Origin of the sequence: Desulfoferrobacter suflitae (assembly GCF_022603395.1) — a bacterium.
In the GTDB taxonomy this organism is placed as follows: Bacteria; Desulfobacterota; Syntrophobacteria; order Syntrophobacterales; family Syntrophobacteraceae; genus Desulfoferrobacter; species Desulfoferrobacter suflitae.
Map to the genome: position 1 here is coordinate 437,338 of NZ_JAIBKA010000002.1, position 26,120 is coordinate 463,457.

The 26,120-nt window shown below is 54.3% G+C and carries 20 protein-coding genes; 3 read left to right on the top strand and 17 right to left on the bottom strand.

Annotated elements, in window-relative coordinates:
- Positions 1-9 precede the first annotated feature (9 nt).
- The 3 genes from K1V27_RS04755 to K1V27_RS04765 are packed head-to-tail and all read right to left on the bottom strand — an operon-like array spanning position 10 to position 2,979.
- Entirely contained in the window at positions 10-1,458 is a 1,449-nt protein-coding gene (locus K1V27_RS04755) for a trimethylamine methyltransferase family protein (protein ID WP_258928411.1), read from the bottom strand.
- Positions 1,459-1,486: 28 nt separating this feature from the next.
- Positions 1,487-2,125, bottom strand: coding sequence for a cobalamin B12-binding domain-containing protein (locus K1V27_RS04760; protein ID WP_258928412.1), 639 nt, complete (start codon positions 2,123-2,125; stop codon positions 1,487-1,489).
- A gap of 53 nt (positions 2,126-2,178) precedes the next feature.
- Entirely contained in the window at positions 2,179-2,979 is an 801-nt protein-coding gene (locus K1V27_RS04765; RefSeq protein WP_258928413.1) for a methyltetrahydrofolate cobalamin methyltransferase, read from the bottom strand.
- Between the two features lie 346 nt (positions 2,980-3,325).
- Here K1V27_RS04765 and trkA point away from each other — a divergent pair, with 346 nt between their 5' ends.
- Both trkA and K1V27_RS04775 read left to right on the top strand, forming a co-directional pair.
- On the top strand, positions 3,326-4,690 hold the full coding sequence (trkA, locus tag K1V27_RS04770; RefSeq protein ID WP_258928414.1) for a Trk system potassium transporter TrkA: 1,365 nt from the start codon (positions 3,326-3,328) through the stop codon (positions 4,688-4,690).
- Entirely contained in the window at positions 4,690-6,138 is a 1,449-nt protein-coding gene (locus tag K1V27_RS04775; protein WP_258928415.1) for a TrkH family potassium uptake protein, read from the top strand. Before trkA ends, K1V27_RS04775 begins: the two co-directional genes overlap by 1 nt.
- Positions 6,139-6,281: 143 nt before the next feature.
- Here the strand turns inward: K1V27_RS04775 and ahcY are convergent, their stop codons facing one another.
- From ahcY to K1V27_RS04830, 11 genes are all read right to left on the bottom strand, one after another.
- Complete coding sequence (gene ahcY / locus K1V27_RS04780) at positions 6,282-7,724, bottom strand: adenosylhomocysteinase (protein ID WP_258928416.1); 1,443 nt, start codon at positions 7,722-7,724, stop codon at positions 6,282-6,284.
- 72 nt (positions 7,725-7,796) lie between these two features.
- Positions 7,797-8,996 carry a methionine adenosyltransferase gene (metK, locus tag K1V27_RS04785; RefSeq protein ID WP_258928417.1) on the bottom strand — a complete coding sequence of 400 codons (1,200 nt, stop codon included), beginning with the start codon at positions 8,994-8,996 and terminating at the stop codon, positions 7,797-7,799.
- A 20-nt stretch (positions 8,997-9,016) separates the two neighbouring features.
- Complete coding sequence (locus K1V27_RS04790; protein WP_258928418.1) at positions 9,017-10,540, bottom strand: asparagine synthase-related protein; 1,524 nt, start codon at positions 10,538-10,540, stop codon at positions 9,017-9,019.
- A 94-nt stretch (positions 10,541-10,634) separates the two neighbouring features.
- The gene (gene asnB, locus K1V27_RS04795) at positions 10,635-12,158 is read right to left on the bottom strand and encodes an asparagine synthase B (protein ID WP_258928419.1); all 1,524 of its coding nucleotides are present in this window, start codon (positions 12,156-12,158) and stop codon (positions 10,635-10,637) included.
- Positions 12,159-12,276: 118 nt separating this feature from the next.
- Positions 12,277-13,542, bottom strand: a complete 1,266-nt coding sequence (locus K1V27_RS04800) for a class I SAM-dependent methyltransferase (protein ID WP_258928420.1) — start codon at positions 13,540-13,542, stop codon at positions 12,277-12,279.
- Positions 13,543-13,682: 140 nt separating this feature from the next.
- Entirely contained in the window at positions 13,683-14,366 is a 684-nt protein-coding gene (locus K1V27_RS04805; RefSeq protein WP_258928421.1) for a corrinoid protein, read from the bottom strand.
- 91 nt (positions 14,367-14,457) lie between these two features.
- On the bottom strand, positions 14,458-15,993 hold the full coding sequence (locus K1V27_RS04810; RefSeq protein WP_258928422.1) for a trimethylamine methyltransferase family protein: 1,536 nt from the start codon (positions 15,991-15,993) through the stop codon (positions 14,458-14,460).
- Between the two features lie 109 nt (positions 15,994-16,102).
- Positions 16,103-16,903, bottom strand: coding sequence for a dihydropteroate synthase (locus tag K1V27_RS04815; RefSeq protein ID WP_258928423.1), 801 nt, complete (start codon positions 16,901-16,903; stop codon positions 16,103-16,105).
- 167 nt (positions 16,904-17,070) lie between these two features.
- Positions 17,071-18,534, bottom strand: a complete 1,464-nt coding sequence (locus tag K1V27_RS04820; protein WP_258928424.1) for a trimethylamine methyltransferase family protein — start codon at positions 18,532-18,534, stop codon at positions 17,071-17,073.
- A 59-nt stretch (positions 18,535-18,593) separates the two neighbouring features.
- Positions 18,594-19,289 carry a vitamin B12 dependent-methionine synthase activation domain-containing protein gene (locus K1V27_RS04825; protein WP_258928425.1) on the bottom strand — a complete coding sequence of 232 codons (696 nt, stop codon included), beginning with the start codon at positions 19,287-19,289 and terminating at the stop codon, positions 18,594-18,596.
- 114 nt (positions 19,290-19,403) lie between these two features.
- Complete coding sequence (locus tag K1V27_RS04830; protein WP_258928426.1) at positions 19,404-19,880, bottom strand: MarR family winged helix-turn-helix transcriptional regulator; 477 nt, start codon at positions 19,878-19,880, stop codon at positions 19,404-19,406.
- A 376-nt stretch (positions 19,881-20,256) separates the two neighbouring features.
- Between K1V27_RS04830 and K1V27_RS04835 the strand changes: the two genes are divergently transcribed.
- Entirely contained in the window at positions 20,257-20,868 is a 612-nt protein-coding gene (locus K1V27_RS04835) for a DNA polymerase ligase N-terminal domain-containing protein (protein ID WP_258928427.1), read from the top strand.
- A 93-nt stretch (positions 20,869-20,961) separates the two neighbouring features.
- Here K1V27_RS04835 and K1V27_RS04840 read toward each other — a convergent pair whose 3' ends face one another.
- The 3 genes from K1V27_RS04840 to K1V27_RS04850 are packed head-to-tail and all read right to left on the bottom strand — an operon-like array spanning position 20,962 to position 26,032.
- A complete protein-coding gene (locus K1V27_RS04840) occupies positions 20,962-22,362 on the bottom strand; it encodes a mechanosensitive ion channel family protein (RefSeq protein ID WP_258928428.1) in 1,401 nt (466 codons plus the stop codon).
- Complete coding sequence (locus K1V27_RS04845) at positions 22,362-24,290, bottom strand: molybdopterin-dependent oxidoreductase (RefSeq protein WP_258928429.1); 1,929 nt, start codon at positions 24,288-24,290, stop codon at positions 22,362-22,364. The genes K1V27_RS04840 and K1V27_RS04845 overlap by 1 nt, the downstream gene beginning before the upstream one ends.
- An 8-nt stretch (positions 24,291-24,298) precedes the next feature.
- Positions 24,299-26,032, bottom strand: a complete 1,734-nt coding sequence (locus K1V27_RS04850; protein WP_258928430.1) for a L,D-transpeptidase family protein — start codon at positions 26,030-26,032, stop codon at positions 24,299-24,301.
- Positions 26,033-26,120 lie beyond the last annotated feature (88 nt).

The window sequence follows — 26,120 nt, forward strand, 5'->3', positions numbered from 1 at the left end:
CCCGTCCCGCTACCTCCTCAGCAAGCGGTCGATTTCTTCCAGCACCACGTCCGATTTGGCATTCACCTGATGTGTGGCCAGGATTTTCTTGGCTTCCTTGTTACACCTGCCATACATGTCAAGGGCGCCCGATTGTTCCCAGGAATCATAACGGGAGCGGTCCAGCAAAGTGGGCAAAAACTGGGCTTCCATGAAATGTTCGAAGGTGTGATCGTCCATCAGGAATATGGAACCGGGCTCACCGCTTGCCACCCGCTCTATGGCGTCCAGTGCCAGCGTGTTATCGTTTACCGGAATACCGCCGACAAAAAAACGGCTCATGGCCACCAATTCATTGGCCATGGTGACCATCTCGAGGGAGGAGGTGCTGCCGTATTCCAGGAAGCCAACGTCGTGAATCAGGTTGCAGCGCGAAAGCATGGCGGTGATAATGGAAAACATGGATTCGGCTCCCGCTTGAGCATCCATCACCTTGGCGTCAGATGCCCCGGCGAAGGCCCAAATGGGCAGACCATACAGCTCATCCCGCATATCGGCCAGAGCCGCCTGGGTCAGGCTCCATTCGGGGCAGCCGTAGGAGACTACCGTTGATTTCATGTCCAAAACGCTGACGTTGGGACCGAACAAAAATGGCGAGCCTTTGCCGAACAGCTGATGGATGACCAATCCCGCCAGATTTTCGGCAATGCCGAGAGCCATGGCTCCGGCGAGTGTCACGGGTGATCCGCCTCCCGCGTTGGAACCCGAGGGCAGGCAAATGGGCAACTTCTTTTCGGCGCAAAAAATCAGCCTTTCCATGACATTTTGCGGAAACCGAAGGGGACTGATGGCCTCCGAGTAGTTGAGCAGGAAAGGTTTTTGCTGCAGGAGTTCTTCTCCGCCCGCCACCAGGCAGGCGATTTCGTATATCCTGGCAATGTCTTTGCCGCTGTCCGCGATGAAGACGATGGGCTTATTGGTGTTCTTGACCATTTCCGCGAACACCTGCAGGTAGATGTCTTCGATGACAGGGACGTCAACGGGATTGGCCATGGACATGCAAAAGGCGATGTTTTCCAGTCCGTCCACCAGGCGTGCGTAGTTGGCCACATCGCTCAAAACACTGCGGCGACGTTCGCCGGTTTCCATGTCGAACGTGAAAGTGGCATCCGAACCTGTACCGTAGAAGGGGTTTTCATGGGTCAGCGGCATGCTCTTGTTGCCTTGTTGATCGTACAGGGCAATTTGCCGCGGTGCCGAGTGCAGAGCCTCTTCTGCCAGATATGCCGGGATCTTGACCCAGTCCCTGCCGGATACTCTGCAGCCTTCTCCGGCGAGTGCTTCCAGCACGGTTGGGTGCTCCATTTTAATGCCCGTCTTTTCCAATATTTCCAGCGCCGCTGTGTGTATGGCGAGCGCTTGTTCACGGTTCAGGACCTTCATGCGCGGCTGAAAAGTGGGAATTTCAATTGGTCTCATTGCTCGCTCTCCTCCCTATTGACCGAGGTCAGGATAGTCCCAGTAGTTTCTTGGTCTGGATCACTGCAGAACCGGCGTCGGGTGCATAGGCATCCGCCTTAATTTCTCGGGCAAAATCGTCTGTCACTGGGGCTCCTCCGATCATCACCTTCACCTGGTCCCGGATTCCCGCCTCCTTCAAGGCATCGATGGTATGACGCATGGCGGGCATGGTGGTGGATAGCAGAGCCGACATGCCCATGATGTCGGCCTCGGTTTCTTTCACTTTTTCCACAAACGCTTCGGGGTTCACATCCACGCCCAGGTCGATGATGGTAAATCCGGCGCCCTCCAGCATCATGGAGACAAGGTTCTTGCCGATGTCGTGCAGGTCTCCCTTCACGGTTCCGATGACCACCTTGCCTTTGGCCTTAACGTCACCTTCTTTGAAGTGCGGCTGTATCAGTTTCATGCACTCTTGCATGGTCTTGGCCGAGCGCAGCATTTGGGGAACAAAGATCTGCCCCTTGGAAAACCTTTCTCCCACATCATCCATGGCTCTTATGAGACCATCGTCAATGATTGACTGAATGTCCTGTCCGGTCTCCAGGGCTTTTTGCGTTTCCGCCACGGCACTCTTGATGTCTCCTTTGATGACACTTTCAGTCAATGCGTTGAATTCGGCCATTGCTTCCCCCTTTCGTGGAGCATTGCTGTTGGAAAAAATCGGGTATTGAGGTGTTATCGATCGGTGATGAGACCTTGCTGGTAGGCTTCGATATATTTTTCACAGTATTCATCGTTTCCGAGCAGCATGTCCGCCGACAAAAGAGCCGCCATCAACTGCTTGTCGGTCGGGTCCAGAATCGCTGCTGACAGGCCGTGAGCCATGCACAGTACGAGAAAATTTCGATTGATGAGGCGCCTCACCGGGAGGCCGAAGGAAATGTTGGACAGGCCGCAGATGGTATTCACTCCCGGGAATTCCGCCATGATTCTTTGGATAGCGCCGAGGGCCGCTCCGCCCATCTGCGTGTCCACTGAAACGGGTTGAATGAGAGGATCAACGTAAATTCTTTCCAATGGAACTCCACGTTCGGTGAGATGCTTGATCAGCTGCGAGCCGACCTCCACCCTTTCCGCGACGGTGCTGGGCATCGAGGTCTGTGCCATGCACAGGGCCACGATGTGGCAGGGCTGACCGGCGACAACCGGCAGTAGAGCTTCGAGTCGTTCCGTTTCCAGGGAGATGGAGTTGATCATGGGCTCCCCTCTGTGAACCTTCATGGCCTCGGTCAATGCTTGCGGGCTGGGACTGTCAAGGCACAACGGGAGGTCTACGGCGTTTTGGACCGTTTCCACCAGCCAGCGGAGACATTCGCTCTCTCGCTCGAGAAAAGTTCCGGCATTGACATCGATGAAATGAGCGCCCGCCTGGGCCTGTTGGATCGCTATTTGACCAATGAAATGGGAGTCTTGATTTTCCACTGCGGCAGCTATCCGGGTGCGGCTCGTATTGATTTTTTCTCCCACAATAATCATGGATTGATCCTTTCCGTGACGCATCCGCCGCGCGTGATGTCGCTGTTCGCATTATTCCTTGAAATGGCTGTTCGGCGCTCGGCGCTTTCAGAAAAGCCAAGAAAAACAATGCAATGTTTTATGTTAACCGAATATAGCCTGTTCCATATCATAAGGTGAGTCATTGTGTCCAGGTTAAGCGGTGCATTTTCCTTCTCAGTAACACCCCTGAACGTGCTCCCATGCCCATTTTAGCGGCCTAAAGATTGAGCTGGTCATCTCAGTTTTTCTGGATTAGAAGGATGGGATGTGGCGAAGGAACAGAGGATGGGTTGCATACGGAATCAGCCATAGAGGACGGTAGAATTTGAGAATCATAATTGTCGGTGCGGGTGAAGTTGGCTTTCACATTGCCCAGCGACTGGCCTATGAGAACAAAGAAGTGGTGGTTATCGACAAACGAGCTGAAGCACTGAGGCGCTTCACGGATTTGCTCGATGTTCAGACCCTGCAGGGGTCGGGAAGCAGTCCGAGCATTCTGGAAGAAGCGGGCATTCGTGGAGCGGATACCTTTCTGGCGGTAACGGACAGCGATGAAACCAATCTTGTGGCTTGCCTGTTCGCCAATGCACTGGAGCCCGGCATAGTCAAACTGGCCCGCATCAGAGATGAAGATTACACGCACCATTGGCCCGAATTGGTTGAGAAGAGCCTGGACATTCACACGGTGATCAATCCCGAGATCGAAGTCGTCAGAACCATAGAAAAATCATTGGCAGTTCCGGACGCAGAGCATGTGAGCGACTTTGCTGACGGGCGCGTCAAACTGGTGGGGCTTCGAATCGGGCCGTCCAGCCCCATTGCGGGAATACGCCTACAGGACCTGCGCCAGAAAACGGGTGCCTTGAGGTTTCTCATCGCGGCCATATTCAGGAATGAACGTTTGATTATCCCGGGCGGAAAAGATCGCATCCGGGCGCAGGATCTGGTTTACTTTGTTTGCGAAGCGGATGAGCTGCGCAAAGTCTTAAGAATCTTCGGGAGCAAGGCCGAGCCGATACGCAATATTCTCATAGTCGGAGGCGGCAACATCGGAATGCGCCTTGCTCTCCAACTCGAGACCAAACCATATCATATCCGGCTCATCGAACAGGACATGGAGCGGTGCAACTTTCTAGCCGCTGCGCTCAACAGCACCATTGTCCTGCACGGAGACGGTACTGACAGAGAGCTGTTGGAAGAAGAAAACATCCGGGAGATCGATGTCGCCATTTCTCTTACCGGCAATGAAGAAGCCAATGTTCTTTCCTCGTTGCTTGCCAAGAGTCTTGGAGCGAAGCGCACCATGACCCGCATCAACAAGTTCCATTACATGCCCATCATCGGGGCCATAGGGCTTGGCCAGATCGTCAGTCCGCGCCTTTCCGCGATAAATTCCATCATCTTGCATGTGCGCAAGGGTAAGGTTTTATCCGCCGTTTCACTGAAAGGTGAGGAGGCCGAAGTGCTCGAAGCGGTGGCTTTGGAAACTTCGGGAATCGTGGGAACGCCTCTCAAGGATTTGCGTTTTCCCAAAGGGGCGATCGTTTTGGCCATTCTGCAGGATGAGAAAAGCATCATTCCTGATGGGGAGAGCATCGTCCGACCGGGCGACCGTGTGATTATTCTGTCCACCCGCAAGAATATTTCGCGGGTCGAGCAGGAGCTCATGGTCAAACTGGAGTATTTTTAATGCGCTGGCGTTATGTCCTGCGTACCATTGGGGCGCTTATTGGCTGTATTGGCCTGACCATGGCACTGCCTATCGCCTGCGCCATGGTCTATCGGGATGACAGTGCCCTGCCCCTCATCAAAGCAATGCTCCTCACGGTCGGCTTTGGTCTTACCTTATTCCTGCTGTTTCGCAGTGCAGAAAATCCCATCATTTCGCATCGCGAGGGAATGGCAATCGTCGCCCTGGGATGGCTTGCGGCAGGCCTGGTGGGAGCGTTGCCGTTCTACCTGGGAGGGACCTTTGATGCGTTCACTGACGCTTTTTTTGAATCGGTCTCCGGATTCAGCACCACAGGGGCCTCTGTTCTAACCAATATAGAGGTGGTTCCGCGCGGTATCCTCATGTGGAGAAGTTTGACCCATTGGCTGGGGGGGATGGGCATTATTGTGCTGTCACTTGCTATTTTACCCTTCCTTGGCGTGGGCGGCATGCAACTGTATAAAGCCGAAGTCCCAAGTCCGGTGCCGGACAAGCTGCGCCCGCGAATCCGCGACACGGCGCTGGTCTTGTGGAAGGTCTATGTACTGTTTTCGGTCCTCGAGACAGCCTTGCTCATGTTCGGCGGGATGGACCTGTTTGACGGCTTGTGCCACACCTTTGGCACCATGGCGACCGGCGGGTTCTCGACCAAGAATGCTTCTATCGGCCATTACAACAGTGTCTACATCGATTCCGTCATCACTCTCTTTATGTTCATCGCCGGCGTCAATTTCAGCCTCCACTACCTGGCTCTCTTGGGGAAGCCATTGGTCATGTTGAAAGATCCCGAGTTTCAATTTTTTGGCGGGATCGTCAGTGTCTTTGTGGTAGTTTCGACCTTGAGTGTGTTTCAGGCTGTCTATGAAGGTCTGGGCGAATCGTTCCGCTATGCCGTGTTTCAGGTGGTCTCTATCGTGACTACCACCGGCTATGCCACGGCCGACTATGAATTGTGGCCCGCCCTGCCGCAATGCCTTTTGCTCTTTTGCATGTTCCTGGGGGCCTCGGCTGGATCGACCGGCGGCGGCATGAAGTGCATGCGTATCATGCTCCTCATCAAGCACGGTTACCACGAGCTCCTGCGCCTGATCCATCCGCGCGCGGTGACGCCGGTCAAATTCGGCGGGCGCATTGTGCCCGACGATGTGATCAAGAGTGTGTGGGGGTTTTTCATCATCTATCTGGGGCTTTTTATCCTGTCCTCATTCCTGTTGGCCGCCATGCACGTGGATGTCGTCACTTCTTTCGCCGCCGTTGCCGCTTGCATCGGAAACATCGGTCCCGGTCTGGGCGGCGTCGGTCCAGCGGACAATTACTCTCACCTGCCCGTCAGCGGCAAATGGCTGCTCACCTTTTGCATGCTGTTGGGGCGCCTTGAAATCTATACGGTCATTGTATTATTTGTGCCGGAATTCTGGCGCAGGTAGGGTTGTCCTGACAACGACTAAGACATGCGGTCTTGCCGCCCCCAAGACTATCTCCCGGGGCAGGTTGGGTTGAGTCACGCATGGCACGCGACAAAACCCGACCTGCATGGTATCAAAATCGTTTTTTTGAAAACCGCGGCTTCCTAATAGCGATAATGCTCCGACTTATAGGGGCCATCCACCGGCACGCCGATGTATTCCGCCTGTTCCGGGGTGAGGCGGGTGAGCTTGGCGCCGAGTTTTTGCAAATGCAGCCGCGCCACTTCCTCGTCCAATTCTTTCGGCAGCCGATGGACTCCGATTTCTCGATCATTGGTCCACAGATCAATTTGAGCGAGGGTCTGATTGGTAAAAGAGTTGGACATGACAAAACTGGGATGCCCCGTGGCACAGCCCAGATTGACCAGCCGGCCTTCAGCCAGCAGGTAGATGGCATGCCCATCGGGGAACTCATACTTGTCCACCTGGGGCTTGATGTTGACCTTTTTGACCCCCAGCATGTTGTTCAGTGCGTCCACCTGGATTTCATTATCGAAGTGGCCGATATTGCAAACAATCGCCTGATCCTTCATGCCGCACATGTGCTCCAGGGTGATGACATCCTGGTTGCCGGTGGTCGTCACGTAGATGTCTCCAAACGGCAGAGCGTCCTCCAGGGTCATGACCTTGTACCCGGCCATCAAAGCCTGGAGTGCACAGATGGGGTCGATTTCAGTCACAATCACCTGAGCCTTGTGGGCTGCCAGGGCTTCTGCAGAACCCTTGCCGACATCGCCAAAGCCGCAAACCACGGCGGTCTTGCCCGCGATCATGACGTCTGTGGCGCGCTTGATGCCGTCCACCAAAGATTCCCGGCAGCCGTAAATGTTGTCGAACTTGCTCTTGGTCACTGAATCGTTGACGTTGATGGCCGCCACCAACAGCTTACCCTCCCTTGCCATCTGATACAAACGGTTCACTCCGGTGGTGGTTTCCTCGGAAACTCCCTTCCACCCTCGTACAACGCGATGCCATAAGTGTGGCTCATCCTTTTGGGTTTGTTTCAACAGGGCATTGACAATCTGCAGTTCTTTGTTGCCGGTCGGCTCATCGAGTATGGTCGGATCTTCTTCCGCCGCATAGCCTCTGTGGATCAAAAGAGTGGCGTCTCCCCCGTCATCCACGACCAGCTGAGGGCCGCTGCCATCGGGCCAGGTCAGTGCCTTCTTGGTGCACCACCAATACTCCTCGAGAGTCTCACCCTTCCAGGCAAACACTGGAACGCCGGCTGCGGCTATGGCGGCGGCGGCATGATCCTGGGTGGAAAAAATGTTGCACGAAGCCCAGCGGACATCGGCCCCCAAAATTTTCAGGGTCTCTATGAGAACCGCCGTTTGAATGGTCATGTGCAGACTACCCGCAATGCGCGCGCCGGCCAGAGGCTGCAGTGGACCATATTTTTCGCGGGTAGCCATGAGTCCCGGCATTTCATGTTCGGCAATTTCTATCTCGCGACGTCCGAAATCGGCCAGACGGATGTCCCTGATCTTAAAGTCGAGGGTGTCGGAATGGTTGTTGTTGAGTTTCTTTACTGTATCTGCTTTCATGGAATCTCCTTACAAAAAAGCCTCCTACAAATATCCTCCAGCATCTGAACCTGTATATAGTTTCGGTTCATATCAAGCGACTTCCTTAAGCTCGGCCGCTTTACGCAGATCCTCGGCTTTATCCACCTTTTCCCAGGGGAATCGATTACGGCCGAAATGTCCGTAGGCGGCAGTCTGCTGGTAAGACCAATCGCCTGGATCGAGAAGTCCCAGTTGGTCGATGATGGCAGCGGGGCGAAAATCGAAAATCCCGCTGTTTTCCAAAATATCCTGCAGCACACTCTCGGTGACGGCTCCGGTTCCATACGTGGCGACATTGATGCTCAGCGGACGGGCCACCCCGATGGCATAGGCCACCTGGATTTCGCATTTGTCGGCCAAGCCGGCAGCAACAAGATTTTTCGCTGCGTAACGGGCATAATAGGCGGCGCTGCGGTCGACCTTGGAGGGGTCTTTACCGGAAAAAGCGCCTCCGCCGTGGCTGCCTACTCCTCCGTAAGTGTCTACAATGATTTTGCGTCCGGTCAACCCGGCGTCGGCGTAAGGGCCCCCCAACACGAAGGCTCCAGTAGGATTGATATAGAAATGGGTCTCCTTATCGAGCATCCTGGTCGGGCCCAGAACGTCCCGGGCAACTTGTATCAGGTCGCGGCGAATTTGTTCCAGGGGGATCTCGGCGGTCTGATGACTGATCACCACGCTGGTGATACGCTGCGGTCTGCCGCCTGCATACTCCACCGACACCTGGCTTTTTGCATCGGGCCTGAGATAGGGAATGGAGTTATCGCGCCGCAATCGTTCCAATTCTCGCAGGAGCCTATGACTAAAGGCGACCGGTGCAGGCATTAATTCCGGAGTTTCATTAGTGGCATAGCCAAACATCATGCCTTGGTCGCCGGCTCCTTGTTCCTCGTAAAGTCCTTCTCCTCGGGTGACTCCCTGGCTGATGTCGGGTGACTGACCGTGTATGCGGCTGAGGTATTCAAAGGATTCGTGCCAGAACTTGAGATCGGGGTGATCGTAGCCGATCTCACGGATTACCGAACGGGCAATCTTTTCAGTATCGATGGATTCCCAGCCGGAGCAGGTGATTTCCCCCACGTTGGACACAAGATTGTGTCCCACAACGGTTTCACAAGCTACTCTGCTTGTTGGATCGACTGCCAGGCAGGCATCGAGGACGGCATCGGATATCTGGTCGCAGACCTTGTCGGGATGACCGCGGCCAACCGATTCCGAAGTAAACACGTGCCTCGCGTTGATTTTGCTCATATTTTTTTCTCCTTTAAACTCTACAGACAGATCCACTGTCCAACGGTTTTGACTGCTTTGTCGCTGCCGAAATAGTCGGTGAAGATGCGAAAATAATAGAATTCCTCTTTGCTCCGCACCATCGGGTAGCTTTCCTGAGCTTCCTTCAGTTCCCGGTCTGTTATCACATCATCGAAGTAGCGCGGCAGCAGAGCTGCTGATCCTGATCCTTGTGAAAATTCCTGTTTCAACCGCCAGGTAATGGCTTCGGGCAAAGCTGATTCATAGGCTTTTCGGAAAATCCATTTTTCGATCTTTTCGTTCCCCTCGGACTTCTGTTTGTATTCGGGAGGAATCGTCAGGGAGTAGCGGAACAGTTCGCCCGAAATGAGAGGTGCCACAACCTTGATGGAATGGGCCTGGTTCATGCGATCCAGCCGCAGGGAGGCATTGTTGTGCAGGAACGCAATACATTGCATTTGCCGGGTGAACAGCTCTTCCGGCGGAAAATCCTTGAGATAGGTATAGCCGCAAAAGATCTCATCGCCCCCTTCACCGGAAAGTAGGATCTCGATACCCTGTTCCCTGGCGTACTTGGAGATGAGGTAATTGGATACGGAGCTCCTCACCAGGGAGGGATCGAAATTCTCCAAATAATAGATCACCTCCGGCAGGGCCTTGATGACTTCATCCAGCCCGACGATCATTTCATGGTGTTCCGATTGGATATGTTCGGCCATGATTCTGGCGCTGATGATGTCCCCGCTCTCTTCCCCAACCCCCATGGCGAAGGTTTTGAGCCGCTCGTTCGGGCCGAATTTTTCTCTGTACCTTTGATTGGCAAGATAAGCGATCACACTGCTGTCCATGCCGCCGCTCAGCAGACTGGCAGTGGGCTCGCTGAAGTCCACCCGGTTGCGGATACTCTTGAGGATGATGTCGCGCACCCCGGCGGTCATGGTATCCAAGTCGGCATCGAGTGGCTTGGGAGCGGCCGTCGGTAGATCTGCAAATCGGATCGTCTGGCCGTCGTTGGTCATATAATGACCGGCCGGAAATTCATAAACATCACTGGTGACCGCCGTCAGACTCTTCAATTCCGAGGCGAGCAAAAGGGTGCCGTCCTTCCAGCCGTAGAACAGAGTTTTTATTCCCAGGAGATCGCGGGCGGCAAAAATCCGCTCTCCATCACAGACAACCAGGGAGAAGATGGCATCATCCAACAGGTCCAACATCTTACTACCATGCTCTTTATAGAGATTGAGAAGGAGCCGTTCTTCCCGGTATGGACCATCGACGGTGGAGTGATCACTGGATAACGCCTGCCAGTTGCCCATTTGTCCGTCGTAGCAGATGCGCACATTGCCGTTGCGTGGCAAAACGGCGGGTACCTGGATTCCGATCCCCGCCCCTGAGGTATCCGCCCGGCAATAATTCTGCGCCGCTATGATTCTGCCGTTTTCATAAATGCCTTGGACATAGGGTCCGCGATGACGGATTCTCTCGAACATGGAAGTTATGTCAGCGCGGTTCGGCTGTCCAAAGGCGACAACAAATCCACTCATAGTTCAGCTCCTGTTGCTGTTGAGTTTCCTAACAAAAAGGCCCGTTACAGGAACGGACCTCTTGATTGCAAGACCGGTCACCAACGGGCTTCAATCAAAAATTAGCGGAAGAGGCGGTCCAGGCAGGCCGCTCCGCCCAGCGTGCCACATTGGTGACCAACGGTTCAGGATTTTCGTAAGCATGCATAAAAAGCTGATGGTAATAGCATTCTTCCTTTGACCTGAGGGTTGTTTCGGGATGCTTCAAACGATAATCAGCCGCCTCCCTCTCCGATAGGAGGTGGGCACATGTTCCCTCAAGCAAATCGACCGCTCCGCTTCCTTCGTCGAACTGCTCTTTGGGTCTCCAGATGATCTCGGAAGGCAGCAGGTCCTCGAAGGCCTTGCGCAGAACCCACTTCTCTATGGGTGGCGCGCCAACCAACTTCAGCTCCGCCGGGATCAACTGTCCCAGGCGAATCATGGTCAGGTCGAGAAAAGGCACTCGTCCTTCGATGGAGTGAGCCATGGTCATGCGATCAACTCGTTGCAGATTGATATTGTGCAACGAAGCAACCGAGCGGCGCAATTCTCCGTGAAGCACCTCATGATTTGAAATGTCCTTATAGTAGGTGTAGCCGCCGAACAATTCGTCCGCGCCCTCGCCTGTTAAGATGACCTTAACGTAATCGGCGGCCAGGCGTGCGGTGAAAAAGCAGGGAATGGCGCTGCGCACCAAATCCTGGTCATAGGACTCCAGGTAATAGATGATTGCCGGTAGTCTTTCGGCAACCTCTCTGGCGGTGAGCACATATTCGTGATGAATGGTTCCCAGGTGCCGGGAGACCAGGCGAGCCGCATCCAGATCCCGGCTGCCTTCGATGCCCACCGAAAAAGTGTGCAGTTTACCCATATGCTTCTTGGCCAGAGCTGCAATGATGCTGCTGTCCAAGCCTCCGGAAAGAAATGCGCCCAGCGGCACGTCGCTCATCAATCGTTTTGCGACTGCTTGTTCCAGGGTCTCTCGGACCTTTTCAAGATATTTTTCAACAGGGGCTTGTTCCACCGCAAGGTCTGGAATTTGATAGAAAGTTTGAAATCCCCTGGCCGAGTGATAAAAGGTCCCCGGAAGGAACTCGGTGATGTTAACCACGCCCCTGGGGAACGCTTTGAGCTCGGATGCGAAAACCAGGCTGGCGCCTTTCTCTCCGTAGTAGAGAGGTTTGATTCCAATGGGGTCTCTGGCCGCATAAATATTGTCATTGTCTGCAATGACAAAGGCGTACATGCCGTCGAGCTTTTCCACCACACTGGCTCCGTGGTCCTCATAGAGGTGCAAGACGGCTTCGCTATCGCTGGTGGTTGCAAAACGATGCTTGGTGGAAAGCTCGGGATACAATGAAGGGTAATTGTAAATCTCTCCATTGGCGATTATGGCCTTGTTACGGTTTTCGTTGTAGATGGGTTGATCTCCGCCCTCGGGGTCCATGATGCTCAAACGTCGATGCCCGAGTATTCCAGGTCCCTTGGCCGAGACAAAGGTTCCCTCTGCATCGGGTCCCCGGTGGACCAGGGAAGCCATCATGGTTTTAACAAAGGGAACATCCGCTCCACCCCACATGGTTACAATGCCACACATTCCTTTACTCCTTGGCCGGCATCGACTCACAAAACCGTTTTCCCAAAGCGCTGCGCTGCCGGATCTCCTGACGGGTGCTGACCGTACTCAACAACACCCAAGCGGTTCCTGTTCGAGCTTACTTATTGATCTCAAAAATTCCTACCAGGCCGTGTCCCATGCCCGTCCCGGGCTGCAGCTCCATTTCCAGTTTGCGCAGCGAGTAGGCCAGATGCGATTCGATCATGTTGGCCCGGGCGTCCCCAAATTTCACCCAGCCCACCCCTTCGACAACTCTTCTCATGGTGTGCATCGCCTCTTTGAGCGGTTCAGGGTAATAGGGCAGCACTTGTGCGGGCGGCGACTGAAAAGTGGCCGTGTCGCATGAATATTTGCTCAACAAGGAGATGGTGTATTCCACCAGGGCATTGCACGACATGAAAAACATCTCAAAGAAGTTGTTGATAGGTGCGAAGCCCTGGCGCGGAACATAATTCACGAACAGGCTTTCCAGATCGGTGCGCACATAGCTTTCAAACAGTGAATTGACGGGGCCTCGCAATTTGGGACAGTTCTTGTTGTAGTCGCCGGTATCCATGTGGCGGCCGATGAAAATGGAGCGATCGAAAAAGACCAGAGGCTTGACCTGGACACCGGATTTGCGCGATGCCTCCGCGACGATCTTCATGATTTCGTCCCGGCTCATGAGACGTAGAGGAAACGACGCCACTTCCACCTTATCGCGTTGATCTTCAGGATAAATGTAGGAAATGCGATAGTCCATGAAGTATTCCTGGTCGACGGGATGATGCCAGAGGTTCTGCCATTCGTAGGTGTAGCGTCCCAGCCAGTCGAGCATGACGATGGCCTTGTGCGGCGCGTGCTTGCTGATATCCGCGACCAGGTCAACCGCCTGGTGATCGTGAAAATGGCTGAGTGTTCCATACGAAGTAAAGTAAAAGTCAAAGGGCTCTTCCTCCTGCATGATTTGAGGCGGCAGCCCATGCGTCAGATCCCCTTGCACAAACCGCATCTTGGGGGCCTGACCATAATATTCTTCGGCTTGCCTGAGCAGGTCCTCATTGAGGTCCAACCCGACATATTCTTTGAGCATATCGTCGGTGAGTGCGGCGGTGATGTATTCGTAAATCCCGGGATCTTTGGTGGTGACGCCCATGATGAGATCGAAGCCGTCGCCGCTGCCGCATCCCAGATCGAGCACCCGCAGCCGTTCCAATCGCTTTCTCTTGTTTTCGACAAGATCGTTCAGGGCTGGACGTAAGAAAATGCTGGTGACCTGGTCTTCCCAAAATCTCCTGACGTTGTCGTATTTGCCGAGAAGGCCCGATGCCTTATCATATCTGCCCGAGTGAAAGGCCTGCGAATATGCCGTTTTTTCAGCCATGGTGAATCCTCCCTGGTCAATCTTCAAACTACTCGTCCTCTGAAAAGAATGCGCGGGCTATAATGCCTGTGCTCGGGACAGGTATGTTCCAATGCCTTCGCAGCCAGGCCGATAGCCCACTGCCCGCTGAGCAGGGAAAATCATGCGGCCATGGATTTCAGGCTGTCGATGGCGTGAAAGGCATCCTTACAGTAGGCGTCAGCACCGATCTCTTTGGCGAATTGATCGGATAGCGGGGCTCCGCCGACGAGCACCTTGACCTGGTCCCGCAGCCCTTCTTCCTTGAGCTTGCTGACCACCTCACCCATCACGCGCATGGTGGTGGTCAAAAGGGCGGAAAGTCCCACATACGGAGCTTGATGCTCCTTGACCGCTTGAACAATTCGTTCCGGAGAAACGTCGGTGCCAAGGTCGATGATATTGTAGCCTGCCCCCTTGAGCATGATGGCCACGATATTCTTGCCGATGTCGTGCAAGTCTCCGGATACCGTTGCGATGACAAACTTGCCCTTGCTTTCCACGCCGGCCTTCATGAGGTGGGGTGAAAGGATATCCATGGCTGCCCCGACGCATTCTGCCGAAGCCAGCATGTCGGGAATCAGGTATTCGTTGCGTTCAAATTTTTCTCCGACCTGCTCCATGGATTCGGTCAGAGATGCGAGCACGATCTCTTTTGGATCGATGCCTTGTTCCAGCGCCTGCTCCACCAGTTCCGTGACGGCGGGTTGGCCTTCGAGCCCTGGATCGAATCCCTCGTCCTCGGCCTCCACTCTCCCCTGTACGACATTAAATGCAATTTTTTCGAGAAGTTCCTGTTTGTCCATGGGTTGTGTCACTCCTGTCGATTAGATTGATTGGTATTTTGTTTATGTGCCGGCTTGGCTAAGGTCCATCTGTAAATGTCGGTGCCTCACATCAGACTGTTTTCAAGGTCGGCAAAATGCCCGGAACCTCCTTGAAAATTTGTTCCTGCAGGGCACCGTCAATACGGTCCGCCGGTCTTGCCTCAAGCTCCGCCATATAGGCCAGGGCATTTTCTATGACCTTGTCCTCCATGCCTTTGGCCTCGAAACGATACGGGCTTGAAATGTCACCGCTGTGCATGGCTTTACGTGCATGCCGGGCATACAGCCGATGACTTGAAGCCATCACTTTCTTGACCATCTTGAGCACATCCTGCACCTCATCTGGATTCACTTTGGGAGCGCGCAAGCAGTGCTTGACTTTACCCACCTGTTCATCGTCCAGGACCGCCTGCAAGGGGCAAAACGAATTTGTGCGGTCGAGGAGGCCGAAGGCATAATGGACGTACTGGGCGCCACTCATGCCCATGTACAAGTGGGTCAGGAGTTTTTCAAACATGGCCTGCATTCCCGGTACCTTGGCATCACCCACACCGGCCGTCGAGTAGGAGGGCACCCTGTAATAGCGGGCCAGTTGCACGCAGTCGATGTTGTATTGATTGAATTCGGGGCAGCCGTACAGGTCGTGTAAATCATCCAGGCGCGCTCTCACCGGCACGCTGCCATAGAGTACCGGGGCCCCTTCTTGGATCAACTGGGTGAGGGTGATGCCGGCCAGACTCTCGGCATTGATCTGGGCGACCATCCCCGCTTCTTGAATGGGCGCCGAAGAGCCACCCTGCGGGGAGGATGAGATGACCAGCGGCAGGCCGGATTCGACGATGGCAAAGACTTTGTCTGCAGTGTCCGCCACCATCTGCAAGGGGCTTTTGAAAACGCAGGTGATGAAAGATATTAGCGGGTTTTTCCGCAGAGCTTCCGGCCCCCCCGCAATGATTTCAGCCATGCGCACCACATCCGGCAGCTTATCGAGACTGGTCAGCCCAGCCTGAACATGCTTGGTGATGTTGTTGAGGCTGGCAAAGAACTTGTTTACGTCATGGTTGTCCTGGTTGATCTCTTTATCCTGGATGTTCAATGGACGGATGAAAAAGTCCAGGTTGTCGAGCTGTTCGCACAGGTGAGCAGCTCGACTGAGCAGAGCTGTCGTTCCGCGCAGTTGCTTGAAACGGGGCACTCGGATCTTCTCGTCACCGTTGTTCATACTGACAAATTCCTGCAGCTCCGTCTCGATCCAGACATTGGCTTCCGAGCCCGAACCAAAGTACACGCGCGGCACCTGCGCATCGAGCAGCAGCCGGTTTTCCGGTTTTCTGGCTCCCAGTACCAGACGGGAAGGAGCCTTGGCAACGGCCTCCCTGACCAGCCCAGCTGGAAAGCTCACCCGCCAGCAGGTGGTCCCCGTGACCTTTTCTTCGCTGACTTTGGCGCCGTGGTTTTGGAAAAGCTTTGCGGCGCGCTCGTTGTAACACCACACGCCGGGGTCGGCCAGAATGCTCAACGACGCTTCATCCAGCCATTTCACCTGCTCTTCATTGAGCCTCTCGTAAGGATTGACTAACACTCCTTCTCTATAAGATTCGATCATCACTATCCTCCTGATGAAAATTTACCTTTGGAAATCGCCAGGGGGCCGGGGATCCCCTGGCCCGCGGCGTGCGTCGGAGTGACGACGAAGGGGAATTTTGAGATATTCGCTAAGTTCGATGGCGAAACGCTCGCATGTATTTGCGGCAGTGGCGATCCTTGCCAACCAGAACCTCCCCCGATGTAATGGCAGCCATCAATTCCGTGTCCAAGGGATCGATGATGGCCCCATCCAACCCGGCATAGATGGCCATTTGCATAAAAGCGGCATTGATTCTGCTGCGCTGGGGGAGCCCGTAGGAAATGTTCGAAAGCCCCAAAACGGTTTTTGCCTCAGGATACTTGCGCTTTATTTGGGTGAGGGTTTCCAGAGTGACCAGGCCTTGCTTGACATCTGTGCTGATGGGCATGACCAGCGTATCAAAATAGACGTTTTTAAGGGGCACTCTGTGTGCTTCACAGGCGGCGACAATCTTATCCGCTGCGCGCAATCGATCATCTGCAGTCTTGGGAATGCCGGATTCGTCCATGGTCAGACCCACCAGGAGCGCCTCGTATTTTTGGGCGAGAGGCACGACCTCATCCAATCCCTTCTGCTCGGCTTTGGTGGAATTGATCATGGAAGGTCTTCCGTCTCTGGCTTTCAGCCCCGTCTCCAGGACCTTGGGATCGGCGCTGTCGATGCAAAGCGGAGTATCGAGACTATCCTGGATGGTTCGCACCGCCCACTGCATCGAATCCATTTCATCTTCTAATGTACCGACCCCCGTACCGACATTGACGTCAATGTACCCGGCGCCTGCCGCCGCCTGTTTTTCTGCCAGCTGCAGAAGAGCGGCAGCGTCCCTGTTCTGTATGATCTCCTTGATGGAAGATCGTGTTGCATTGATCTTTTCCCCGATAACGAGCATAAGTTTTCAGCTCCAATATATGTTTGAGTTAGCCCCCGGCGTAACGCCGTGTGGTCGAGCAACGAATTGCTGCAGCGCTCTGCCTGTCCGACTGAGCTGACCTGCATCCCACAGATTCCACAGGGGCGTTTTGACGGTTTTTGGTAACCCTTTTTCCGGCCCGCAACTCACTTCATCAGCTCCAGTTGCAGCCCGTCTATCTCCTGCACCAGGCGCTTTCGAATTTCCGCTGCAAGCACGGGCTGCTCCGGGCGGTTCAGAATTTCTCTGGCTTTCTCAACGGCCCGTGCACGCGAGTCCCTGGCACCCGCCGCCTGCCATTTGTCGCGGTTTTCCCGGTCGCTCAACTGGGGCACATACTGCTCGCTTCGCATGTAGCGGCGGGTGTGTCTCATGGAGACGAAGTGTCCCCCTGGACCGGCCTTCTTCAGTTCGTCAAAGGCGAGGGTGGCCTCATTCACCTGGATGCCCTCCACGGCGCGCATGACCATGCCGATGATTTCGTTGTCAATTACCAATTTGTCGTAGGAAGCGGTGAGGCAGAATTCAAGAAATCCTGCTGCGTCATGGATAAAATTGCCGCCGGCCAGAGCGACCATGAGACCGGTGATGGCCGATTCGTATCCGGCCTGGCCGTCATTCACCTTGGAATCGGACATGCCCGCAGTTGAATAGAGCGGCAGATCATAGAATCGGGCCATCTGGGCAGAGGCTGCATTCATCAAGCCCATTTCTACGGCCCCTGACAGATATTTCATGTCGCGCAAATCGGTGATGGAGGAGATGCATCCGAAGAATACTGGGGTTCCGGGATTTACCAGCTGGGTGAACATGATACCGCCCAGAGTGTCGACCGTCTGTACCACCACGTTGCCCGCCAGAGTTATGGGCGCTGTCGCTCCACACAAAGGCTCGGCCGGAACCACCAGGGGGATGCGGTTGCGCGCCGCTTCCATGGCCAGGTGCATGTAGCTCTCATCCAGTTTGAATGGGCTGATATTGCAGGTTACCATTGAAATGAACGGGCGTTCCCGCAGTTTCTCCGGGGATCCGGCGATGATTTCCGCCATCTTGATGACATCGCGCACTCCCTCGACAGTGTACACACCGCCCATGATGTGTTTGCGCGTGAAATTGAGGGCGGCGCCGAAGCGGTTCACATCAATTTGTTCAACCGGAAGGTCGCCGGGGTATACATTCAGCATGTAAAAGTGAATATTGTCCAGGGCATCGACCATTCGAGCCATGTTCTTCACATCTTCCAATGCGGCCCTTCGAGCATCGTTGCTGCCCGGGTCTTGCACGTTTAAGGCAGTACCGCCGGTTCCCATGTAGACCTTGGTTCCGCCGATGTCGCAATCCAGTTCGCCGTTTTCATCCCGACCGCATAACCGGACTGTCGAGGGAGCCTTGCTGATCAATTCCTGAACCAAATCGGCAGGTATCTTGACGATCCGGGTGGTCTCATCCACTTCGGCTCCCGCCTTGCGGAACAGTTCCCGCGCTTGTTTGAAGTTGACCTGGATGCCTATTTCCGCAAAGGCACGCATGCAAGTTTGATGGATCTTTTCGATATCGGCTTCCTGGAGGGGCTTGTATTGGCCTCCGGGCAATCCTTTTCTAACGTTCATTCGGGTTCCTTCCTTATCTGTATCAGGGCAGCTTTATGGTGATGGTGCAATCAGGTCCCTCAACCTGATGCTGGTCTGCTTCTCCTTGCCTCGCAGCCGGTCTTGCGGCAGTCCCCGCAAGGGTTGTAGGGATCGGCCTTGCGTGAGGTGATGCCAAAAACTCCGGAAATGGATTTTCTCGGGCTCATCAGGCAGGAATCGGTGAGCTTCACACCAATGTCGTCCGTGTTCAGAAGGGCGAACAATTGCTGTTGTTGCGTGATCGGCCAGTCGCAATAGCCCGGGCTGAATCGGAGGGTGGATTTCAAGCGCTTCTTCCCCAGTTCTGCAGTCATACGAGTTTGAAATTTTTCGACCATGTCTTCAATGGCAACTGATCCCATGGCATCCAGTATGTACGCTTCGGAAAGCTGGTTGAGGTGCATCAACTTCTTGATTTCCCGTTCAATTCCTCGCCCGATGGTGGCAACAAAACAAACCAGCTGAGAGCTCTCTTTGAGAGTTCTGGCCAGCTTGGGACTCCTGAATTCCGTCTGGTCGTTCAGAATGATACGCCCACGGTAATTGTCCTGAATCGCTTTGATTTGATATGTGAACCTGGGTTGGATCAAATCACGCAGCTTCTCCCTGGAAAGGTGCACTTTGTGCCTGGTGGCATACGACAAACGGCGATTTTTCCTGCCGCCCAGGCGCACAGCCACCTTGTCCGGAGCAAAGGCAGGTACCAACTGTTCTGCAAATTGTAAATTTTCCATATCTCTCCTCGGCAAGTGCAAGGCCCAACAAAACAAACCTGGTTCAGCTGAAACAGAGTCGTGCAATGATCACAAGCATCACAGTTCGGGCGTCTGTCCGATAATGAGCTCTTTTCACCGTTTCCCATGCTCCTGGCTGAGCTCCTGGGCTGCACCGTCCAGAAGGCCGGCGAGCTTGTTCAGCCCAAACACAACTTTGTTGAAATCCTCATCCGACAGGGACATCAGTCCCTGCATGATACTTGATGGGATCAAGGGCGGTGCTTGCGCTGCCAGTGTCGCCCCGCTCCTGGTCAGTTGGATGGTGATCATACGACGATCTCGTGGATCTCTTATTCGTGTCACCAGGTCTTTCTTTTCGAGCCTGTCGATGATTCCGGTTACCGTGCTGGAGTTGACCATGATCTGTTTGGCAATCTGGGATAACGGCAACGGCCCCTGTTGACGCAAAACGTAAAGGCACGCAAGTTGAGGGGTACTCACCCCGATGCTTTTTTCCAGCTCTTTACTGTAGTGTTCTCCCGCCTGCACAATTCGACGGATTGAATGAATGATTTCTCCCGTGTCCTGTTTTCGGTCCGCTGAATTCATGTCTAAATATTTTTGATCACTCCATATCTACTGAGATTGTTTCAACAGAAACTTTTGTATCATGAAAAAAGCAACCCTGCAAGGTTTTTTTTGGCAACACCACTCGAGGCGTGAAGACCCACCAGAAATGACACACCATTAGGAGCAGGTTCCGGCAGGGTTGCCGGTAATGAGGTCGAATTTTTTCCCCTCGTTGACTCTCTTCTTATATTGATTAAGAAGAACTTCCTGAGCTGTTGTTGCCGCTGCAGGGGAGCGGGAAAAGAAAAGGCGGCCAACCCATGGAGGTGGCAGGAGGTGGGAAATCTGTCTGCAGGATGTCAGGTTCAACACCGGTGACTCAGGGGATAAAGTGCAGCGTTGAAGGAGGCGAACCATGCCGGGGAAGGATTCTCTCAAGACTTATCGGGACAAACGTGACTTTCGAAAGACCGGTGAACCGGCGGGGGAAAAAGTTGTGACATCATCCGGAAAACCGGTTTTTGTCATTCAGAAGCATGATGCCAGCCGTCTGCACTACGATTTCAGGCTGGAAGTAGACGGGGTCCTCAAGTCCTGGGCGGTGCCCAAGGGTCCTTCAACAGATCCGCGGGAAAAGCGGCTCGCCGTCCCCACTGAAGATCATCCCCTGGAGTATGCAAATTTTGAGGGCGTTATTCCCAAGGATGAATATGGCGGGGGAACGGTTCTGGTCTGGGATGCGGGTACATACCGCAACCTCAGGGAGGAAAAAGAAAAGGATCGGGCCGGGATGGGGCGGAGTTTGGATGAGGGGAAAATAGAGGTATGGCTGGAAGGGAAGAAGCTGCAGGGCGGATATGCTCTGATTCGTACGGGGAAACCGGGAAGGGGCAACAAGGAGCAATGGCTGCTCATCAAAAAAAAAGATGAAAAGGCGGATGCCGGAAGAAATCCCACCAGCAGCGAGCCGGAATCGGTGATCACAGGTCGGAGCATTGAGGAAATTGCGAGCGAAGAGGGTGAGTAACGGCTGGGGGGCCACTTACGGGCGATCCACAGACCGTGGGTCTCCGTTTGGGATAAGGTGCTGTTGCCCGAAGATGACGTCGCCAGGGGAAACTTAATTTTTTAATAGATTCTTCTCATCTGAAGCGGCAATATCCTCCTCGATCTGTTCTTCCAGTTGTCGGTCCAGGGCGACATCCGCTTTTTTCACTTCCTGCTCCACGAACTCTTTGGGAATCGGTTTCTTCGCGGGCGGCCGGCTGGTTTCGGAAAGTGAAACCTGCCGGAGGCGAACCGTCTGGATCGGTTCCGGCATTTCCACGCAGGCTTTGTCCAGGGCCGTCTTCACCAGTCGGATGGCTTCACTGTTGACCTTTAGAAAATCGGCCGTGCGCTGATCGACCCAGCCGAAAAATTGCACAATGACGTTGAAATCGCCCAGTTCCACAACGCGCATGAACGGGCCGGGATCCAACATGACGCCGTTCATGGCGCGCAGGGTACTGCATCCCAGTTCCTGCACCAGTACCAGGTCTTCCTTGACCCCGACTCCCACCTTGAAATCAAAACGGCGTTTGGGGTTACGCGTGAAATTGTGAATGACACTCTTGAACACCAGAGAGTTGGGGATGCGTACATGATTTCCATCGAGGGTCATGAGGATTATTTCCCGGGATGTGAGGCGGACTACCCGACCTTCATGGTCATCAATGCGCACCCAATCGTTGACGGTAAAAGGGCTGCGCAGGCTCAGGAGTACACCGGAGAGATAATTCTCAACGATATCGCGCACTCCGAATCCAATGGCAAGCCCGGCGAGTCCGGCGGCACCGACGATGGCTCCCAGCAGGGCCGTCACATCAAGGATATCCAGGGCAAGGAGCACGCCTGCCAAAAGAATGACGGTCCGCAGTAGTTGTCTTATCAACCCGCGCAATAAAGGGTTGATGCGCATTCGCTCCAAGGGAGCATCCCAGTGAGCCATCAGATGAGAGAGCAGCCAGAAGGCCAAGACAACCAGCACGGCAACGATGATTACCGGCAGCTGATCGGTGACCTTAGCAAGGTATTGCTGTACTTTTTCAATGGCCGGATTGACTCGGGTCTCTACTTCAGATTCAACTTCAACGTTGTTGATCACATAGACGACTCCTTCAAAGCGGGATACGAGCTGTTCCGCTTTTTTGCGGGACTCGGCACGCGGCGTGGTACCGGTGAGAATAACTACGCCATCCTGAACCTCCGCTCGAATATTCTTAAATGGCACAATGCGCGACAGCACCCCGTTCAGACGTTCTCCAAGGGCGCCATCCGGGGCACCTTGCAAAGGAAACGGCTGGGTCTGTCCATTGTCTTCATTTGCAGTAGCGGGAAAAAGGCTCTGGGCATCGGCCGCGCCAAGCGACAAGAAAATCAGCACGGCAAACGCCAGGCTAATGATGCGAAGAGGCCGGTACCCGGGAGATTGCCCCAGGGAAAAACCGCAACTGTCACGTCGCAGGCCGATTGAGTACATCACAGGTCATCCTTGCAGGCATTTTCCAACCGGACAAATTGGCTGTAATAGGCGGTGCCGTTGCCCAGATCCGTCGTTTGCGCGGTGATCAGCTGGTTGGCCCCACCTCCGTATTTCATCCAGTCGCCGCGTCGATAGATGACCGCTTGCGGATGAAGCCCCGCTATGGTTTTCAACCGGACTTGCATGCGACCGAGTGAGGATGCAAGAAATACCGGCAGATCCAAACGCAGGGTGGGCAGAACCGGGTTGTCGGGAGAAACCCAGACGCACGGGGGCATCTTCTGGTTTTCCGGGAGAATCTGAGAGTGTGTCGCATTCTTGCGGATGAGAGTGAGCAGACGCAGAGGAAAGTCTTGCGGAGCCTGCGGTTCGGGATGAAGGCTTTGCGGCAATCGGTACCTGCCGTCGGGATGATCAAATTGCAGGTCGTGGTAGGCGATTCGTGGCCGTTTGGCTCGCGTGAAGCCCTCCTGCCGCAAGGTATCCAGCGAGATGTCCAGAAAAGGTGAGTCTATGGCCATACGGAAGCAGGTATCGGTATCAGGAACATGAATCGCCGGATCAAGCCGCTTGCCCAGTTCCGTCAAGATCTCGATATCGCTGCGCACTCCATCTGGGGGCTCGACAATCTTCCGTGCATAGTGGACGTAATCGTGCAGGAAAGACCCAATGATCTCTTCCCGCTCCAACATCAGCTTGCAGGGTAATATCAGATCGGCCCGTTCAGCGGTATCGGTCGGGAAAGCATCGACCACCACCTTGAAAGGAACTCTTTGGAAGGCTTGCGCCACGAGTCTGGATTCGGGGGCCTGATTGACGACATTGCTGCCGTTTACCCAAAGCATCCTGACGGGAGGATTTATGGTCCGAAGGATTTCCTTGCCGATCGCCGGCAGCAGGAAATCTCTGCGCACTCTGTGTGTTCGGATGGAAGCCCAGGACGTATTGAAATTGCGCATGGAGGAAATGTTGAAGTACGATCCCGCACCCATCCGTCCAACATTTCCCGACAGAACGGCCAGGGCGTTAATAAAACGTACATTTTCCCCTCCCATAGTGTGGCGTTGCAAGCCCCAGCCCATGAGAGTAGTGACCCTGTCGAATCGAGTGTATGCCGAAAAAACCTGCTCGATATTCTCGTTTGACAGGCCGCACCGGTCGGCCAGTTGTTGCCATGGATGGGCTTCCATCAATCGATTGAAGGCGCTCCAGTTGCTGATACGCTCAACAACGGGTGGATCGATCCGATCTCGCTCCATGAGAAGCCGGATGACTGCCGCTGCCAGGAACCGATCGGTTCCCGGCCTGAGGGTGAGCATAACGTCGGAAAACGGTCCATTCCCGTCTCCTCCCGGGGATATGGTCAAGACTCTCGTGCCCTTCTTGCGCGCTTGCCGGATGAGCGCAGCCACGTGCACGGATGATCTTGCCAGATCCTTTCCCCAGTTGACGATGACCTGGGCATTGAGGATATCCTCGATATCATTGGTTTCCAGCGAGCCGAAATCCTGAATACAGGCTTCGATGCCGGCATTGTCGCAGAGGGAGCCGATGACCCTGCTGCTGCCCAGCGCGGCGAAAAAATATTGAGGCACCAGTTGCAGAACGCCCTTGGCTCCATCACCATGGATGTGCAGGATGGAGGCCGGCTCGCAGCGAAAGCGTTGGATGTTTTCTGCACACAAATTCAGGGCTTCATCCCAGGAAATGGTTTGCCAGCGATTTGTTTTGCGAACACGCGGCTGGGTGATGCGCTCCGGACTGCGCAGACGCTCCAGAAATTTATGTACCTTGGCGCACGTGAACCCCCGTGTGAAAGGGTGCTCAGGGTTGCCTCTGATGGCCGGCGTGCCGTCCGGTTTTCGCCTCACCCACAAGGAACAGACATCAGGGCATTCGAGTGTGCAAGCGGTCACGCGTTGCATGTTCAAACTCAGTTTGTTGCGGTGTCTACGGCAGCACTGCTCGCCACAGTCGCCCGGCGCGTTTTTTTATTCAGCGCCTGCCACAGTATCGGGTCTCGTTCGTATATGTCCGGGCAGAACTGCAATTGCCCCAGGCCGTCCACCCAGGCGGTCCAGTACAAAATATGAACCATCCAATCGGAATTGATATTGATGACCCGCCTTTTGCCGCTGGCGATGGCATTTTCCAGGCGTTCGCGCGTCCAGCCGGGGTCGTCCTTAAGCATCAAAAGCGCCAACTCGACTGGCTCTTGCACTCGAATACACCCATGGCTGAAGGCTCGACGGGCACGTTGGAAGAGGTGACGATCGGGGGTGTCGTGCATGTACACATTGAATCGATTGGGAAACATGAACTTGATTCGTCCCAGAGCATTTCTTGTTCCCGGTTTTTGCCGAATACGTCCGGGGAAGTTGTTGCTGCTGATGTTTTGCCAATCGATATGCCATGGATTGATCACTGATCCCCCGGAGAGCAATTGATAATTGTTGTTTGCGAGATACCCCGGGTTGCGTTTGATCTTGGGCAGCATTTCTTTTACGGCGATGCTATGGGGAACGTTCCAGTAGGGATTGATCTCTATGTAGCGCATGGCCTCGCTGAAAACCGGGGTCTTCTGGTAGTCCTTACCGACGATCACGCGCATTGAGAGGCTTTCACTTGCCCTGTGCGCACTGAGGGTGAAAGCTGCCGTATTGACGATGACATAGTTCTTGCTCCATTCATGGGGAAGCCAGCGCCAGCGCTCCAGGTTGAGCAGTATCTGTTGACGTCGATTTTCGGCGGGAATGTTGAGCTCCCGCAGAGTGTTTGGTCCAACCACTCCATCTACCGCCAAGCCGTGGCGCAATTGAAACTTCTTCACGGCAAGCTCGACGGTTTCATCGAGTTTGTCCGGCTGTCCATCGGGTTCAGATGACCCCAGATCACCGCTCGCTTTCAGACGATAGCGCAGCATTGCCACCCGCGGATCGCGATCACCGGGACGCAGGGTCCGTCCCTGCGACAGCATGGGCCAGCCCCCTGCTGCAATGATGGACTCCATCTGCTGAGCGGCATCGATCAGGTCCCAGTATTGTCGATGGGAAGGAGCAAAACTCTTGATCGTTTCAGCCAGGTCCTTGCTCCTCACAAGACGATTCATGCCACTGATGATATTAGCTTTTTCCTTTTGAGAAAACCACAGGGGATAGAGGCTTTCGGGATCCACTTTCCCGGTAGTGAGATGAGATGCGTAAATCATAAAGGCATCGGTCATGAGGATATCCAAATCCGCCAAGGCTTGTGCGGTGGGTTCCCGTGGGCTGAGCGAAATGGCATTCAGCTCTGTTATCGTGGCATTAATGCAGCGCAGGTGATAATCTTCCGGATCGAGTCCATGGAGTCTGGCTTCGGCCAATTGAGAAGGCAGGTCCTTGCCGAGGGCGTTGAGGCCTTGTTCGTTCACCCAAAAGGGTGCAAATTGACGATCCTTGTAGAACTGTACAAGATCTTCTTGTGTGTGAATGGTTTCGCATCCCACCCACAGCATACGTGGCTGTACAACATGGCCGAGTTTTTGCCGCAGCACTTCGGTGACCTTGCTTGCGGCGGTGGCGGGAAGCGGCAACAAACATGAACAGATCAGCAAAGGCAAACCGGCACTCAGAAATTTCAACACCCACTCTAGTATCGCTCGTCTCAACATTGTTTTCGGTTTCATCCTTTCGATCCTCTCAGCAATTGAAAACAAGCCAGAATAAAGAATAAGAAAACAATTGGAATTCCGGAGCACCTCAATACGTTCGCCT

Coding starts and splice junctions, on each gene's coding strand:
- K1V27_RS04755 (WP_258928411.1), bottom strand. CDS start 1,458: ATGAGACCAATTGAAATTCCCACTTTTCAGCCGCGCATGAAGGTCCTG.
- K1V27_RS04760 (WP_258928412.1), bottom strand. CDS start 2,125: ATGGCCGAATTCAACGCATTGACTGAAAGTGTCATCAAAGGAGACATC.
- K1V27_RS04765 (WP_258928413.1), bottom strand. CDS start 2,979: ATGATTATTGTGGGAGAAAAAATCAATACGAGCCGCACCCGGATAGCT.
- K1V27_RS04775 (WP_258928415.1), top strand. CDS start 4,690: ATGCGCTGGCGTTATGTCCTGCGTACCATTGGGGCGCTTATTGGCTGT.
- ahcY (WP_258928416.1), bottom strand. CDS start 7,724: ATGAAAGCAGATACAGTAAAGAAACTCAACAACAACCATTCCGACACC.
- metK (WP_258928417.1), bottom strand. CDS start 8,996: ATGAGCAAAATCAACGCGAGGCACGTGTTTACTTCGGAATCGGTTGGC.
- K1V27_RS04790 (WP_258928418.1), bottom strand. CDS start 10,540: ATGAGTGGATTTGTTGTCGCCTTTGGACAGCCGAACCGCGCTGACATA.
- asnB (WP_258928419.1), bottom strand. CDS start 12,158: ATGTGTGGCATTGTAACCATGTGGGGTGGAGCGGATGTTCCCTTTGTT.
- K1V27_RS04800 (WP_258928420.1), bottom strand. CDS start 13,542: ATGGCTGAAAAAACGGCATATTCGCAGGCCTTTCACTCGGGCAGATAT.
- K1V27_RS04805 (WP_258928421.1), bottom strand. CDS start 14,366: ATGGACAAACAGGAACTTCTCGAAAAAATTGCATTTAATGTCGTACAG.
- K1V27_RS04810 (WP_258928422.1), bottom strand. CDS start 15,993: ATGATCGAATCTTATAGAGAAGGAGTGTTAGTCAATCCTTACGAGAGG.
- K1V27_RS04815 (WP_258928423.1), bottom strand. CDS start 16,903: ATGCTCGTTATCGGGGAAAAGATCAATGCAACACGATCTTCCATCAAG.
- K1V27_RS04820 (WP_258928424.1), bottom strand. CDS start 18,534: ATGAACGTTAGAAAAGGATTGCCCGGAGGCCAATACAAGCCCCTCCAG.
- K1V27_RS04825 (WP_258928425.1), bottom strand. CDS start 19,289: ATGGAAAATTTACAATTTGCAGAACAGTTGGTACCTGCCTTTGCTCCG.
- K1V27_RS04830 (WP_258928426.1), bottom strand. CDS start 19,880: ATGAATTCAGCGGACCGAAAACAGGACACGGGAGAAATCATTCATTCA.
- K1V27_RS04835 (WP_258928427.1), top strand. CDS start 20,257: ATGCCGGGGAAGGATTCTCTCAAGACTTATCGGGACAAACGTGACTTT.
- K1V27_RS04840 (WP_258928428.1), bottom strand. CDS start 22,362: ATGTACTCAATCGGCCTGCGACGTGACAGTTGCGGTTTTTCCCTGGGG.
- K1V27_RS04845 (WP_258928429.1), bottom strand. CDS start 24,290: ATGCAACGCGTGACCGCTTGCACACTCGAATGCCCTGATGTCTGTTCC.
- K1V27_RS04850 (WP_258928430.1), bottom strand. CDS start 26,032: ATGAAACCGAAAACAATGTTGAGACGAGCGATACTAGAGTGGGTGTTG.